Genomic DNA, 13,879 nt, shown 5'->3' with positions numbered 1-13,879 from the left:
ACTGCGGCAGTGAACGAGAGCGGCCCGCGATAGCGAGAAGTGCCCCGCGGGCCGGCTTCTTGGGCCAGGGCTCCAAGCTCTCGCCCGCCATGGGCGGCATCGCCGCGGGCCTCGCCCTTCAGGGCCGCACCTCCCAGTCGATCGACTTCATCACCACAAACAGCCGCACCGCGGCCTGAGTCGGAAAGAGGAAACACATGACCCTGACCATCGGCGCGCTGAGGGCCGAGCCCGGCCAGAAGACTCGCGGGAGCCTGCCCGCCGACCTGGGCACCACGACGGTGGACATTCCCCTGATCCTCGTCAACGGCTCCCGCCCGGGCCCCAGGGTGGTGATCACCGGTGGTGTCCACGGCGGCGAGTTCATCGGCGTGGACGCCACCACCCGCCTGGCCGGGCTGCTGGAACCGGACGAGGTCGCCGGCCAGCTGGTGATCTGCCCCGTGGCCAATCCGCCGGCCGTCTATGGGGGCAGGCTCAACATCTCCCCGCTGGACGGCGTCAACATCAACCGCGTCTTCCCCGGCGACAAGAAGGGCGGCCCCACCGACCGGATGGCGGCCTGGCTGTTCGAGCACCTGATCGACGGCGCCGACGCCTACGTGGACCTGCACAGCGGCGGCATCGACCAGCACCTGCTCGACTTCGTCGGCTACCGCCTGACCGGCGACGACGAGCTGGACGCGAAGAACAAGGCGATGGCCCACGCGGTCGGATACGAACGGGTCATCTTCGGCACCAGCGCAGACGGCGGCAACAGCCACGCCGCGGCGAACCGGCAGGGCATCCCCGCGATCCTCGTCGAGACCGGGCAACTCGGCGACCGCGACCCCGCCACCGTGCGCAGGCTGCTCGACGCCCTGTACCGGATCCTGCACCACCTCGGCGTCATCGAGGCGTCGCAGCACGTCAAGCCGCCGACCGTGCCGCCGCGCGAGTGGATCTGGACGGGCGACGTCGAGTCCCCGACCGCCGGCCTGTGGTACCCGGACGCGGTCACCGGCGACGAGGTCACTGAGGGACAGACCATCGGCCGCATCATCGACCCGATCGACGGCACCGAGCACAAGATCACCGCCATCGCCACCGGAAAGATCATCTACAACATGAACGGACTCTCCGTCCGCCCCGGCACGCATCTCGCCGCCATCGCCACCCCGCACCACTGACGGGCCGCACGCCCGCCCACTGATCCCCCTACCTCACCGAGATGGTTCCATCTCACTCCTTCCAGGAGACCTCGGCAGGGCTGGCAACCGCAGCTGAATTCGTACGGGCGATCTAAGAGGCGTACTGCTTCAGGCCGGGCATCGATGACGCGACTGCCGACGGGCGGCTGTCCCCAGCCGTCTCACGGGAGCTCGGCGGGTAGCCCAAGCGGGAGCGGGAGGTGTTGTTCCTTCCGCCATGGACTGACCGGCGCAAACTGGCGCGAGCGGTACGGCTTGCCGTCCAGCACAGCTTCTCGCCTCGCAGGCACACGGCGATGTGGCTGCCGCGTCATATCAAGGCTGTCTCCGCCGAAGATTTCTGGCCCCGCCATGGCGACACACGCCTCATGACCTGCGCTGTACCAAAGTGCCAACCATTTCGCTGATTCTGCGGCTCCGGCTGCTGAAGCTACTTGGCATCAGTGCAGGTCGTGAACGTGGCCCGGTGCCAACTATCGATCTCGGTCACACCGCCTGTGACCACCGACGCTGGTCGCCCAGAGGGGTCTGTCAAACGAGCGGTGTAACTGGGGTTGTTGGTTACTGACGGGCTGCTGAGAGTCGGCCGTCGAAGGTGATGTCGAAGGCGTTCAGCGCGGTCTTCCAGCGCATGGTCCAGCGGGCCTGGCCCCTGCCGGTGGGATCGAGAGACATGATCGCCATGTAGACGCACTTCAGCGCGGCCTGCTCGCTGGGGAAGTGGCCGCGGGCCTTGACCGCCCGTCGTATCCGCGCGTTCACCGACTCAATTGCGTTGGTGGTGCAGACGATGCGGCGGATCTCGGTGTCGAACCGGAGGAACGGGGTGAACTCCTCCCAGGCGTTCTCCCACAGCTTCACGATCGCCGGATACTTCCTGCCCCACGCGTCAGCGAACTCCGCGAACCGCTCCAGGGCGGCCTCCTCGGTCGGTGCGGTGTAGACGGGCTTGAGAAGTTTGGCGATCTTGTCCCAGTCCTGGCGGGCGGCATAGCGGAAGGAGTTCCGCAGCAGGTGCACCACGCACGTCTGCACGATGGTGCGGGGCCAGACCGTCTCGACCGCCTCGGGCAGGCCCTTGAGCCCGTCGCAGACCAGCATCAGCACGTCGTTGACACCGCGGTTCTTGATCTCGGTGAGGATGTGAAGCCAGTGCTTGGCGCCCTCACCGCCGTCCCCGGCCCACAGGCCCAGGATCTCGCGCCGGCCCTCGACAGTGACAGCCAGGGCCACGTAGATGGGCCGGTTGGCGACGGCACCGTCGCGGATCTTCACGTGGATGGCGTCGATGAAGACCACCGGATAGACGGCGTCGAGGGGGCGGTTCTGCCATTCGGCCATGCCCTCAAGGACTTTGTCGGTGATGGTGGAGATGGTCTGCCGGGAGACCTCGGCGCCGTAGACCTCGGCCAGGTGGGCCTGGACTTCTCCGGTGGTCAAGCCCTTGGCGGCCAGCGAGATGACCATCTCGTCGACGCCGGTTAGGCGCTTCTGCCGCTTCTTGACGATCTTCGGTTCGAAGGAGCCGTCCCGGTCGCGGGGCACGGTTATCTCCACCGGCCCCACGTCGGTCAGCACGGTCTTGGATCGTTTGCCATTGCGGGAGTTGCCACCGTCCTTGCCCGCCGGATCGTGCTTGTCATAGCCGAGGTGATCGGTGATCTCGCCCTCGAGGGCGGATTCCAGCAGCCGCTTCGTCAACTGCTGCAGCAGCCCGCCCTCGCCGGTCAACTGAAGGCCCTCGGCCTGGGCACGGCTCACCAGCTCGTCGATCAGCTGGTCGTCCACGGCCTTCGCCGACACCGCCGCTGCCGACCCGGCAGCCTCGTGCTCGGACACGTTCTCACTGGTCATCGATGCATCTTCCATGATCGGGAGTTACACCGAACGAATTACAGTCCCGCCCAGAGGGCGCGTTCGGCATACGGCTAATTGTCGGCACCGTTGGAGGACATCAAGAATTGAGTCCTGCGACGACCGTCAGCCGGAAGGCGATACCGAGGCCACTGCGCCGAGGCGGCAGGAGTGGGCGGTTACCTGGTCTTGAAGCGGCCCGGACGCACGAAGTCCAGGCCGTCGACGGTCTGTTTGCCGAGCGCCTCGTGTGCGGCGATGTGGCCGTAGCCGGTGGCCATCTTGAAGCCCTTGCCGGAGAATCCGGTGGCGCAGTAGATGCTGCTGTTCTGATCCAGCCGGCCGATGAGGGGGTGCCTGTCCCGGGTGAAGAGGTCGGGGAAGGCGTCGGCGCGCGCGATGGTGGGGATCAGGCCGGGGAAGAACTCGGTGACGATTTCGGTGACTTTCGCGATTTCTTCCCGGGTGAGTTCTCTGGGGACGGAGTCCGGGTCGGGGGTTGCTCTTGCGCGCCCGGCCAGCGGTCCGTCCACGGATGCCTTGACCGTCACGCCGTCGACGGCGGGTGCGCCGTACAGGGAGCGATCCTCGTACCACCGGCTGAAGATGGGGAAGTTCTCCGGTGCGAACTGTGTGCTGTCCTGGGCGATGAACCAGGTCAGGACGATCCGATGGGTTTCCGTGACGGCCTTGAGGTGGTCGGGCATGAGCCTTCGGGACCAGCCGCCCGAGGCGACGATGACCTTGTCGAAGGTCCAGGTTCTGTCGCCCGAGGTGACGACGACGCCGTGGTCGGTTTCGGTGATGCTGTCCACGGGGGTGTTCTCAAGGACGGTGGCACCGTTGGCCCGGGCTGCCGCGACGGCGGCGCTGACGGCGCGGTCGGTGCGCAGAACACCGGCGCGGGGGTCGTGGACGGCGCAGTCGTCGGGGCGGAGGTTGTGCTGGGGATAGCGGTCCGCCATCTCCTCCCGGCTCAGGACGCCGTGCTCGGCTCCGGTGACGCGCGTGGCCTCGAGGAGGCTGTTGATGTAACTGCCGTTCGCCGTCCCGATGGACAGACCTCCGGTAGGGGTGAGGATGTCCTGCCCGGTTTCCGCTTCGAGTTCGGCCCACAGGCCGCGGGAGCGTTCGATGATGGGGTAGTACTCGGGCCTGCCGAGGTAGATCATGCGGAACAGGCGGGTGTCCCCGCCGACGGCACTGCGGCCGTGGGCGGGGGTGGAGGCCTCGAAACCGACGACCGAGTCGGACAGCCGGGAGGCCTGCCACAGGGTCATGCTTCCGATGCTGCCCAAGCCGATGACTGCGAGTTTTGCGTCCATGACAGCAGTTCCCTTTTCGTTCACTCGTGCAGTCCGGCGAGGCGGCTGCCGAATCGGGCCAGGAGCGAGGTCTTGCCAGAACCCCTGCGTTCTTCCCAGTGGTCGGCGATACCGAAGAGCCGGTACATGGCGTGAACGCCCAGCCAGCGAACGGGTTCCGGTTCCCACTTCCGCGCCCGGTAGCCGACCCAGGGGAGTGCGGTCCGTTCGGTTTCCCTCTCGAAGGCGAGTTCAGCGAGGGTCCTGCCGCCCACATGGGCCGCCGTGACGCCGTGGCCCGCGTAGCCGGTGGACGAGCCGATCCCGGATGCCGGGTCCCAGAGCACGCCGCCGTTCCAGTCACGTGTGACGCCGAGGACTCCCGACCAGGCGTGGTCCACCTCGAAGGGGATGCCCGGGAAGAAGGATCCGAGCTTGTGCGAGATCAAATCGATGGTGGACTGGGCGGTCGCACCGGCTCCTCCCGTACCGGACCCGAAGCGGTAGGGGACACCACGGCCCCCCATGGCGATCCGGCCGTCCGCCGTCCGCTGGGCGTAGACGAAGGTGTGCGCGGAGTCGTTGAGGCACTGGGGCCCGTCCCAGCCGATCGCCTGCCACGCCTCCTGCGGCAGGGGCTTGGTCACGATCATCGAGGAATTGACCGGGATCAGGGTCCGGCTGCCCAGCAGCTGTCCCGAATAGCCTTCGGTGCAGATGAACGTCTTCTCCGCGGTGACACGGCCGTGGGCCAGGGTGAGGGTCTTGCCCCCGACACCGTCCACGCGGCTGCCCTCGTAGATGTTGACCCCCATGGACGTCAGGGTGTCGGCGAGGCCGTAGACGAGTTTCGCGGGGTGGATCCGCGCGCAGTGTTTGTAGAAGAGCCCGCCGTGGACGGTGGAGATGTTGATCGTGGACCGGAACTCGTCCCGGTCGAGCAGATGGACTTCGTCGTCGGCCAGCCCGTACTTCAGGTCGGCATCACGTCTGGCCACCAGTCGGCCCAGGCCCGCCCGCGTGTGGGCGGCGACGAGTGCGCCGCCCTTGTGCTGATCCGCGTCGATGCCCTCGGCATGGAGGATGTCCAGGACCGCGTCGACGCCGGCGACGAATTCCTGCTGCAGTGCCCGGCTCGCTGCCAGTCCTCCCCCGGCGCGGGCGAAGGCGGCACGGTTGCCCGGAGGCATCGCCGAGAGCCAGCCACCGTTGCGCCCGGAGGCGCCGTAGCCGATCTGTTCGGCCTCGAAGACGGCGACGGAGAGGGACGGTTCGAGCTTCTTGGCGAAGTACGCCGCCCACAGGCCGGTGTAGCCGCCGCCGACGATGGCCACGTCGACGGAGTCCTGACCGGTGAAACGGGGGAATGAGGGCTTCTTGTCGGCCAGCCCGGCCACCCAGAAGCCGAGCTCTCCGTTTCGGGGTCGTGCCGCGAGGGCGTTCATGGTGTGTCCTTTGTCTCTGGGAACCGCGTGGGCCGCTGCTGGAAGGCGGCGTGCCCGGTGTCGACGGGATGCGTTGCCCCGGGGATGTACGAGGATTCCGGCGACGCGAGGAAGAGGGCGGCGTCGGCGATCTCCTCGGGAGGGGCGAGGCGCCGGGGCGGGATCTGCCCCTCGCGTCGGTCGGCAGGGTCTGCATCGGGGTGTCGATCGTGACGGCCGAGGGAGTGCCCGTCGAAGCCGGCCACCGCCGCACAGCCATGGGTGGCTCGCCGCTACACAGCGGTGCAGACCATCTGGATCTCGACAGGGGTGTTGAGCGGCAGCCCGGCGACACCGATCGCGGTGCGGGCGTGGCGTCCGTTCTCCCCCAGTACCTCGATGAGCAGCTCACTGGCCGCGTCGGCGACCTGCGACTGCTGACCGAAGTCCGGCGTACTGGCGACGAAGACCAGCATCTGCACGATCCCGGACCCGCTCCAGATCGCCCACCGCCTGCACAGCGGCAGCGAGACAGTTGAGCGCGGCATGGCGCGCGAGTGACCGCGCTGTCTCCAGCTCCACGTCCCGGCCGACAACACCCTGCCCCAGCAGCTCGCCGCCCTTGAAGGGGAGTCGGCCGGAGAGACGGATGGTGGAGCCCACCGTCCGGTGGGGCACGAGGTACGTGGTGCCGGAGAGGACGGGTAGCTTCAGTCCCAGGGCCTGGAGCCTTTCTGAAGCCGAGTCACCCTTGACGGTTTGAGGCAGGGGCTGAGTCATGCAGCCACCGTCTTGCTGTGGATCATTTCCTCAGTTCTCCGCCCGGGCTCAGGCGTCAGGGACGCGGGAGGCCGAAGAGGACGGGGAGGTCGGCGATGTCGGTGATCCGCTCGTAGCCGAGCCAGTGCTCGTCGTGCTCCCAGCCGCGGTCCATGTACACCTTGTTCTCGATGCCCATGATGGCCGCAGAGCGCAGGTCGTACATCGGGCTCGCGGAGACGTGCACGATCTCGTCGGGTGCGACACCGAGCTTGTCGAGCATGTACTCGAAAGCCTGGAGCCGCGGCTTGTAGACGCCCATCTCCTCGGCGCTGATGACGACCTCGAACGGGGCCTTCAGGTTCTCCGCGAGACGCACGGCGTGTGCGGTGTCGCTGTTCGTGACGATCACCAATGGGACCTCTTCGGCCAGGCGGTTCAGTGCCTCGGTGACCCCGGGGTACGGGCCCCAGGTGGGGACGGTCTCGTACACGGCCCGCGCCTCGTCCTCGCGGTACTCCAGACCGACGCTGCGCGAGGCGCGTTCCATGGAGCGGGCGACGACCTGGTGGAACGGCTGGTAGGCGCCCGTGCACTCGTCGATCCGGTACGCCTTGCAGACCCGCAGGTACTCATCGGCGACCTCGGCCGGCAGCCGATCCCCCAGGACCTCACGCATGGTGTCGTTGATGCTGAACTTGATCAGCGTTCCGTTCATGTCGAACGTCACGAACTTGGGCTTCACATCGAATCCCACTGTTCCTCCTAGTGCGTCAGTGGAGCGGTTCCGCGTCCTGGTCGATTGTCGACTATCCCTATTGGTCGATTGTCGACCAAGCGATCTCGGCTGTCAACCGCATCGGAGGAGTGCGCTCGGGCACACTCGATGGTGACCTGCTTCCGGAACGGATGAGGCAATCGGCTCACGGCCGAGGTCACCTCCGAGTTCGTGCGGACCGGCTGAGCGCCGGCCTCCTTGCGCAGGGCCGCGAGCAACGGCAATGTCACTGTGTCGGTCAGGCGCTCAGTTCCTGATGTGCGACCTGGTGCCGACTCGACGAAGAAGGCCGCGGCGTCGGCGTCCGACGACACGGAGATGCGCCCACAGCGCTTCCCTCTTGGTGGGCTGCATCCGCTGCGGATCCACAGGCATCGGTGTCGCCGGCCCGGCATCGGCCTGAGAGCCAATGCCCCCGAGGCGCCGCCTGTCACCGCGACCCGCCAACCGGATGTGGGCACCGCTGTGAATATCGGTGAACTCCGCGCCTGGCAGTCAACTTGAGGTGTGGATGCGGATAACCAGCAGGGGTATAGTCGACAAACGACCAAGTGGTCGACAAGCAGTGAGGGAGGGCCACGGGGTGGACCACAAGTTCGAGTGGCAGGAGCAGCGGATGACGACGCCGGACGGCGTCTACCGCACACTGCGTGCCGCCATCCTCGACGGGACCGTACCTCCTGGTGGCCAGCTGCGTGAGGCGCACATCGCCTCGGATCTCGGGATCAGCCGGGCCCCGCTGCGCGAGGCGCTGACCAAGCTGGAGGAGGAAGGGCTCGTCGTCAAGTTCCCCTACCGTGGGGCGTTCGTCGCAGAGGTGAGCCCTCGTGAGGTCGCCGAGATCGACTCGGTCCGGCTGCGTGTCGAACCCTATGCCGCCGAGCTCTCGGCCGAAGCCCTGCGCGGTCCGGAGCGGCCCCGGTTGCTGCAGACCGTAGAAGATCTGCGCCGGGCCATGGAGAAGGACGACATCCCGGCCAGCATCGACGCGCACCTCCGCTTCCACAGGCTCTTCTACGATCTCTCGGGACACGGCGTCCTGCAGAGTCTGTGGAACGGCTGGGAGACCAGGCTGCGCCTCCACCTCAGCGTCGATCACCGCACCTACAGCGACGACCCGCGTCAGTTGGTCATCGAGCACGAGAGGTTGGCCGCGGTCGCCCTGGAAGGGGACACGGACGCGTTCCGTCAGGAACTGGCTGCCCATTTCCCTATGGGGTTGGGGGCCCAGACGGCAGATCCAGGGGAAGGCACGCACCGGCATGCATGAGGCCATGCCGCCTGAGTGAGCCCGCTCACCACCGTGGTGTCGCACACCCATGCTGAAACGTCCAGGATCAAGCTCGCGCTGTCGCTGCGACCTTGTGGGGGACCTTGAGTGAGGGGTGCCCGTTCAGGCCGCCGCTCATCGCTGCCGCAGCGCCGGCCTCGGCTGTGGCCACGGCTCGATGTGCCCATGCTGGAGGCGCGGCCGCGGACGACGCGATGCCAGGAGCGGGGTCGTTCCTGCTCTGCGGCAGCTTCCTGATCACCCGGACCTGCAGCCAGTCCCTGTAGACCCGCCGGACAACCGGGCAGCAGGCCGAGCCTCTCTCTCGACACGGGGATCTTGTCGGGCATGAGGTCGACGTCCGCGTCGACCGCTCGAGAATCCCGCGCCGTCGGCGATCGTCACGCGGGGGCGTGCTGAACCTGGTCGTCCATGCCGACCCCGGAAGGGACCGGTGAGCCAGACGCCGACCGTCGTTTCCAGCGGCGACGGGTCCAGTCGCACGTCGTCCACCGAGGTTGCATTGGAGGCCGAGGTTTGTATTGACAGTGCTCGACAGGCCGCCATATGGTCGACAAACGACAATAAGAGTGGCTGGTTTAAGACGCTATTCGGCGTTATGTCGCCACTTTTGCTCGAGAGAGTCGAGTGCAGATGATCAACATTCATGAGAAGCGGGTTCTCGTCGCCAACCCCGTGGGCCTGTGCCCTGCTCCGTACGCGGATGAGGCGCGATGAGCCAGTCCATGACTTCCGCAGCGAACACCGACTCGGCTTCCGGTCGGCTTCAGGCCATGGGGCTGGCTCTTCCCGAGCTCCGTGACAACCCGTACTACGTGCACCACCGAACGGTGGGGTCCAGCATCTACATCTCGGGCCAACTGCCGTACAAGGGCGGCGAGCTGCTGGGGCAGGGTGTTGTCGGCCGGGACGTGGAGCTGGAGACGGCGCGGTCACTCGCGCGCCATGCCGCGCTCAACTGTCTCGCTGCCGCTGTGCAGGCGGTGGGCGATCTGGAGCGGGTCCGGATCGTGCAGATGCTGGTCTTCGTCGCCAGTACGCCGGACTTCGGTCAGCAGTCGCAGGTCGCCGACGCGGCCAGTGAGCTGCTCATCGAGGTACTGGGGGAGAACGGACGCCACGCCCGCACCGCGATCGGTGTCGCCGGGCTGCCGCTCAACACCCCTGTCGAGATCCAGATGGTCTGCACCGCTGTGTAGGCGGACCCTACGACGGTGTACGCAAGCACGCGATACCGCGGGCCGCGCGCGTTCGGCATCCAGGGGGAGTCAGCACGCGCCCCATTCCAGGCAGAACCACAAGGAGGGCAGCGTGAACCGGCTGCAACAAGTACTCGACGCTCTGGTCGAGCGGATCGACACCCCCGCACCGATCGTGCTGGCCGACGTCATGCAGGGCAACATCGACCGCATACAAGGCTTCGCCGACCGGCACGACCTCAAGGTCAGGCCGCACGTCAAGACCCACAAGTGCGTGGAGATCGGGCGACGCCAGATCGAGGCCGGCGCGGTCGGGATCACCGCGGGAAACGTCGGTGAGGCCGAGGTCTTCGCCGCGGCCGGCTTCGACGACATCTTCCTCGCCTACCCGATATGGGCCGCGGGAACGAAGCGAGCCCGGATCCGCAGGCTCGCCGAGTCCGCCCGACTGCGGGTCGGGGCCGACAACGTCGCGGCGATCGAGGCCCTCGCCGACGCGATGGGAGACGAACCGGACCGGCTGCAGGTCGTGATCGAGGTCGACTGCGGTGCCCGTCGTTCGGGGGCGCCGCCCGAGGCCGCGGGTGATCTCGCGCTCGCCGCCCGCAAGCGCGGTCTGGTGCCGGTAGGCGTCTTCACCTATCCCGGTCACGGCTGCGTCGGCCGGGACGCTCGCCGGCGCGCCGCGCAGGATCAGGAGGCCGCGCTCACCACCGCCGTACGCGGCCTCGAAGGCGTCGGGGTCAGCGCGGAGGTGGTCAGCGCCGGCTCCACGCCCACCCTGGAGTTCTCCACCAGCAGCGTGATCACCGAGATACGTCCCGGCGAGTACGTCTTCGGCGATCTGAACAACGCCCGGCTGGGTGCCTGCACGGAGGACCAGATCGCGCTGTTCGTCGCCGGCACCGTGGTCAGTGACTGGGTCCCCGGCCAGGTCATCCTCGATGTGGGCAACAAGGCCCTCAGCAAAGAGGGCAGCCCCGAGATCGGCTACGGCGGCGTCGCGGGCACGAAGGCCGTCCTGTCCAAGGTCAACGAGTACCACGGGTTCCTCCTGCTGCCGGACGGCGAGTTCCGCCCCAGCGTCGGCACCGTCGTCCCCGTGGTGCCGAACCATGTATGCCCGGTCGTCCTCGGCTTCGAGGAACTGATCGTCACCGACAGCACGGGCACCTCGCTGGAGCGCTGGCCGGTCGACGCCCGCGGATTCCTGAACTGAGCGTGAGCGGCACGGGACGAGACCCTCGTACCCGCCCCCGCCCCGCCCCCGACCGATCTCCCCCGCGACAGGAGTGCCCGACATGAGACTCAAGAACGTCACCGCCCTGGTGACAGGCGCCAGCAGTGGCATAGGGCAGGCGGTGAGTTCCCACTTCCGCCGTGAGGGCGGTCGGCTGCTGCTCACCGGCCGCAGGGAGCGGTTCGACAGCGCTCAGCCCGACGACCTCTACGTTCCCGGCGACCTCAACGACGAGGCGTTCGTCGAGCACCTGGCCGAGCAGGCCGCGGAATCCTTCGGCACCGTCGACGTCGTCGTCCTCAACCACGGTCTGCAGGCCGACGGTCCGCTCACCGAGATGGCCTGCGACGACGCGAGGAACGTGCTGGAGAGCAACCTTCTCAGCGCGTTCCTGGTGATGAAGCACTTCGCGCCGCTGATGCCCGAGTCCGGCGGCTCCTTCGTCTGCGTCAGTTCACGGCTGGGCATGGTCGGTATGGCCGGGCAGGTCCTGTACTCCGCCGCGAAGGGGGGCCTCATCATGCTCGCCAAGGGCGCGGCGATCGAGTGGGCCCCGCGCAACATCCGTGTCAATGTCGTCGCTCCTGGCCTGACCGCCACCCCGATCATCGAAGCGGCATTCGAGCGCAGGCCCGACCCCGAGGCCTACCGCCGCGAGCGCGAGAGCACGATCCCGCTCCAGCGCCTCGCCACCCCCGAAGAGGTCGCCGACGCGGTGCTCTTCTTCGCATCGTCGGAGTCGTCGTACGTGACCGGATCGGTGCTGACCGTCGACGGCGGGTACACCGCCTCCTGAACACCCCTGCCGGGCACCACCACCAGCAAGGGCTGGACGACCCGCTCTCCTCTCACCTTCTGCCTTGGACAACTGCGGATTGCGGCATGAACTGTCGAATACGCGTCGAGCGCGTCCCCCATGCTCCGCACTCGAACGGTGTCACCCACAGTGCGCTCGGGCCGACAACCGCATCCGAGCCCCCGGACCCGCCGGCACAGCCGCGACGCGTCGTCGGCCTCCGCATATCGGGAAGGGCCACGCCCACGAGTGCGTGCCAGACCCCGTTTGGCAACGGCTCATCCAGTGCCCACCGCCACTCACCCGGTCACCCAGCCGATGTCGCGCCGACGACAAGGCCGTCGGGGACTTCGATCCACGACGAACACGCGCCCCGAACGGCGATCGGCAACGCAAGCGGGCGATGCTCTGCCCACGTTCGCCACCCTGCCCCACCCCCCACCCGCGAGGTAAGGCCCCGCACAGCTGGTCCCACGCGTCCCCAAAGCTGTACCCGCTGGATGTGGAGCGTGCCTTCAAGGTGCTGACCCGGCTGCGGGGTGACATCAAGAAGTTCTGGGACAGCGGCCCGCTGCCCGGCGTGCTACTCAGCCGCCAGGAGGTCACGATGTCCACCGTCTGGGACGGCCGACTCGCCGACCTGGAGAAGCAGGGTGTCCCGGTCACCCGGCAGCTCAACGGTATGCGCCGCCAGTTCTCGGGTTACGCCATCGCCAAGGGCGCGGCGAACGTGGACAACGCCTACCAGCTCATGGACTTCTCCCTGCGCGCGGAGAGCCAGGCCAACCTGGTCAAGTTCTTCCCGTCGAACCCGTCCTCGCCCGTGGCCTACGGCAAGCTCACCGAGGAGCAGCGCAACGAGTCCGCGGGTGCGCCGAAGTACTACGACAAGGGCTTCGACACGGACATCGACTGGTGGCTGAAGAACGAGTCGGCCGTCACCAAGCGCTGGCTGGAGTGGGCTCGTGGCTGATTTCGGTGTCGCCGCACCGGCGGTGAAGGTGACAGGCGTGGCGCCGGCCACCGCGACCGGCAAAGCGCTGTCGGTGGTGGCTCTGCGCAAGACCTACGGCGGCGTCGTCGCCGTCGACGAGGCGTCGATGGAGATCGCGGCGGGGGAGTTCGTCACCTTCCTCGGCTCCTCCGGGTCGGGCAAGACCACGACGCTGATGATGATCGCCGGGTTCTGCGAACCCGACTCCGGCACCATCACCGTCGGAGGCCGCGACGTCACCCGCCTCGCCCCGCAGAAGCGCGGCCTGGGTTTCGTCTTCCAGCAGTACCTGCTCTTCCCTCATATGACCGTCAGCGAGAACGTCGCCTTCCCCCTCACCCTGCGCGGGGTGGGCAAGGACGAGATCCGCCGGCGGGTGGGGGAGACGCTGGAGATCGCGGGGCTGTCCGGGTTCGGCGGACGCAAGCCGCGTGAACTGTCCGGCGGCCAGCAGCAGCGCGTCGCCCTGTGCCGGGCGCTGGTCTACCGGCCGCCGGTCATCCTCATGGACGAACCGCTGGGCGCGCTGGACAAGAAGCTCCGCGACCAGCTGCAGATCGAGATCAAGACCATCCAGCAGGAACTCGGCCTGACCGTCATCTACGTGACGCACGACCAGGAAGAGGCGCTGGTGATGTCGGATCGCATCGCGGTGATGCGCAACGGCCTGATCGAGCAGTTCGACACCCCTCGCGAGCTGTTCGAGCGGCCCAAGACCCCCTTCGTGGCCGACTTCCTCGGCGCGGCCAACTTCCTGCCCGGCCGCATCGAACAGCACGACGGCGAGCACACCCTGGTCCGCCTGGACAACTCCGGTGGTCTGCTGAAGGCGCGCCGCCATCAGCTGGCTCCCGGCACCGAGGTGAAGGTCGCCGTGCAGCCGGGGCGGCTGCGGGCCTCGGCCGCCTGACCGATTCCCGGCTGCGCAAGCTGTCGTTCACCGGCTCTACTCCGGTCGGCAGGCTACTGCTGCTGCAGAGTGGTGCGCGGGTGCTGCGCACTTCGATGGAGCTGGGCGGCAACGCGCCGTTCCTGGTCTTCGACGACGCC

The 13,879-nt window shown here is 67.6% G+C and carries 13 protein-coding genes and 2 pseudogenes; 8 read left to right on the top strand and 7 right to left on the bottom strand.

Annotation, left to right across the window (positions count from 1 at the left end):
• The first annotated feature begins 197 nt into the window (after positions 1-197).
• The gene (locus H4687_RS04825; RefSeq protein WP_050399682.1) at positions 198-1,169 is read left to right on the top strand and encodes a succinylglutamate desuccinylase/aspartoacylase family protein; all 972 of its coding nucleotides are present in this window, start codon (positions 198-200) and stop codon (positions 1,167-1,169) included.
• A 582-nt stretch (positions 1,170-1,751) separates the two neighbouring features.
• Here the strand turns inward: H4687_RS04825 and H4687_RS04820 are convergent.
• The 7 genes from H4687_RS04820 to H4687_RS04795 all read right to left on the bottom strand — a co-directional run bounded on the left by H4687_RS04820 (position 1,752) and on the right by H4687_RS04795 (position 7,288).
• The gene (locus H4687_RS04820; RefSeq protein WP_046914736.1) at positions 1,752-3,044 is read right to left on the bottom strand and encodes an IS256 family transposase; all 1,293 of its coding nucleotides are present in this window, start codon (positions 3,042-3,044) and stop codon (positions 1,752-1,754) included.
• A 179-nt stretch (positions 3,045-3,223) separates the two neighbouring features.
• Positions 3,224-4,369: an N-methyl-L-tryptophan oxidase gene (gene solA / locus H4687_RS04815; RefSeq protein WP_046919459.1), complete on the bottom strand. Its 1,146-nt coding sequence runs from the start codon at positions 4,367-4,369 to the stop codon at positions 3,224-3,226.
• A 20-nt stretch (positions 4,370-4,389) separates the two neighbouring features.
• Positions 4,390-5,793, bottom strand: coding sequence for an NAD(P)/FAD-dependent oxidoreductase (locus H4687_RS04810; protein WP_046919458.1), 1,404 nt, complete (start codon positions 5,791-5,793; stop codon positions 4,390-4,392).
• Positions 5,790-6,038: an SDR family oxidoreductase gene (locus H4687_RS47980; RefSeq protein WP_046919457.1), complete on the bottom strand. Its 249-nt coding sequence runs from the start codon at positions 6,036-6,038 to the stop codon at positions 5,790-5,792. The genes H4687_RS04810 and H4687_RS47980 overlap by 4 nt, the downstream gene beginning before the upstream one ends.
• 27 nt (positions 6,039-6,065) lie before the next feature.
• On the bottom strand, positions 6,066-6,248 hold the full coding sequence (locus H4687_RS47420) for a RidA family protein (RefSeq protein WP_264086498.1): 183 nt from the start codon (positions 6,246-6,248) through the stop codon (positions 6,066-6,068).
• On the bottom strand, positions 6,181-6,552 hold the full coding sequence (locus H4687_RS04800) for an Atu1372/SO_1960 family protein (RefSeq protein WP_257034974.1): 372 nt from the start codon (positions 6,550-6,552) through the stop codon (positions 6,181-6,183). The genes H4687_RS47420 and H4687_RS04800 overlap by 68 nt, the downstream gene beginning before the upstream one ends.
• 55 nt (positions 6,553-6,607) lie before the next feature.
• Positions 6,608-7,288, bottom strand: coding sequence for a haloacid dehalogenase type II (locus H4687_RS04795; RefSeq protein WP_050399683.1), 681 nt, complete (start codon positions 7,286-7,288; stop codon positions 6,608-6,610).
• 604 nt (positions 7,289-7,892) lie between these two features.
• Between H4687_RS04795 and H4687_RS04790 the strand changes: the two genes are divergently transcribed.
• The 7 genes and pseudogenes from H4687_RS04790 to H4687_RS48420 form a co-directional block, all read left to right on the top strand.
• Positions 7,893-8,579: a GntR family transcriptional regulator gene (locus H4687_RS04790; protein WP_046919456.1), complete on the top strand. Its 687-nt coding sequence runs from the start codon at positions 7,893-7,895 to the stop codon at positions 8,577-8,579.
• Between the two features lie 746 nt (positions 8,580-9,325).
• Entirely contained in the window at positions 9,326-9,799 is a 474-nt protein-coding gene (locus H4687_RS04785; RefSeq protein ID WP_097251487.1) for a RidA family protein, read from the top strand.
• A 112-nt stretch (positions 9,800-9,911) separates the two neighbouring features.
• The gene (locus H4687_RS04780) at positions 9,912-11,018 is read left to right on the top strand and encodes an alanine racemase (RefSeq protein WP_050399718.1); all 1,107 of its coding nucleotides are present in this window, start codon (positions 9,912-9,914) and stop codon (positions 11,016-11,018) included.
• Between the two features lie 82 nt (positions 11,019-11,100).
• The gene (locus H4687_RS04775) at positions 11,101-11,835 is read left to right on the top strand and encodes an SDR family NAD(P)-dependent oxidoreductase (RefSeq protein WP_046920408.1); all 735 of its coding nucleotides are present in this window, start codon (positions 11,101-11,103) and stop codon (positions 11,833-11,835) included.
• A gap of 502 nt (positions 11,836-12,337) precedes the next feature.
• Entirely contained in the window at positions 12,338-12,808 is a 471-nt protein-coding gene (locus tag H4687_RS04770; RefSeq protein WP_234317562.1) for an extracellular solute-binding protein, read from the top strand.
• Positions 12,801-13,736, top strand: a pseudogene (locus H4687_RS04765) (ABC transporter ATP-binding protein); the annotation flags it as partial. The gene H4687_RS04770 and the pseudogene H4687_RS04765, both read left to right, overlap by 8 nt.
• Positions 13,736-13,858 (top strand): annotated as a pseudogene (locus tag H4687_RS48420) (aldehyde dehydrogenase family protein); the annotation flags it as partial. The pseudogenes H4687_RS04765 and H4687_RS48420, both read left to right, overlap by 1 nt.
• Positions 13,859-13,879: the final 21 nt, after the last annotated feature.

The sequence above is a fragment of the Streptomyces stelliscabiei genome (assembly GCF_014873495.1).
Taxonomy (GTDB): Bacteria; Actinomycetota; Actinomycetes; order Streptomycetales; family Streptomycetaceae; genus Streptomyces; species Streptomyces bottropensis.
The sequence above is the reverse complement of the archived record's forward strand: the minus strand, read 5'-3'. Positions and strand labels throughout refer to the sequence as shown.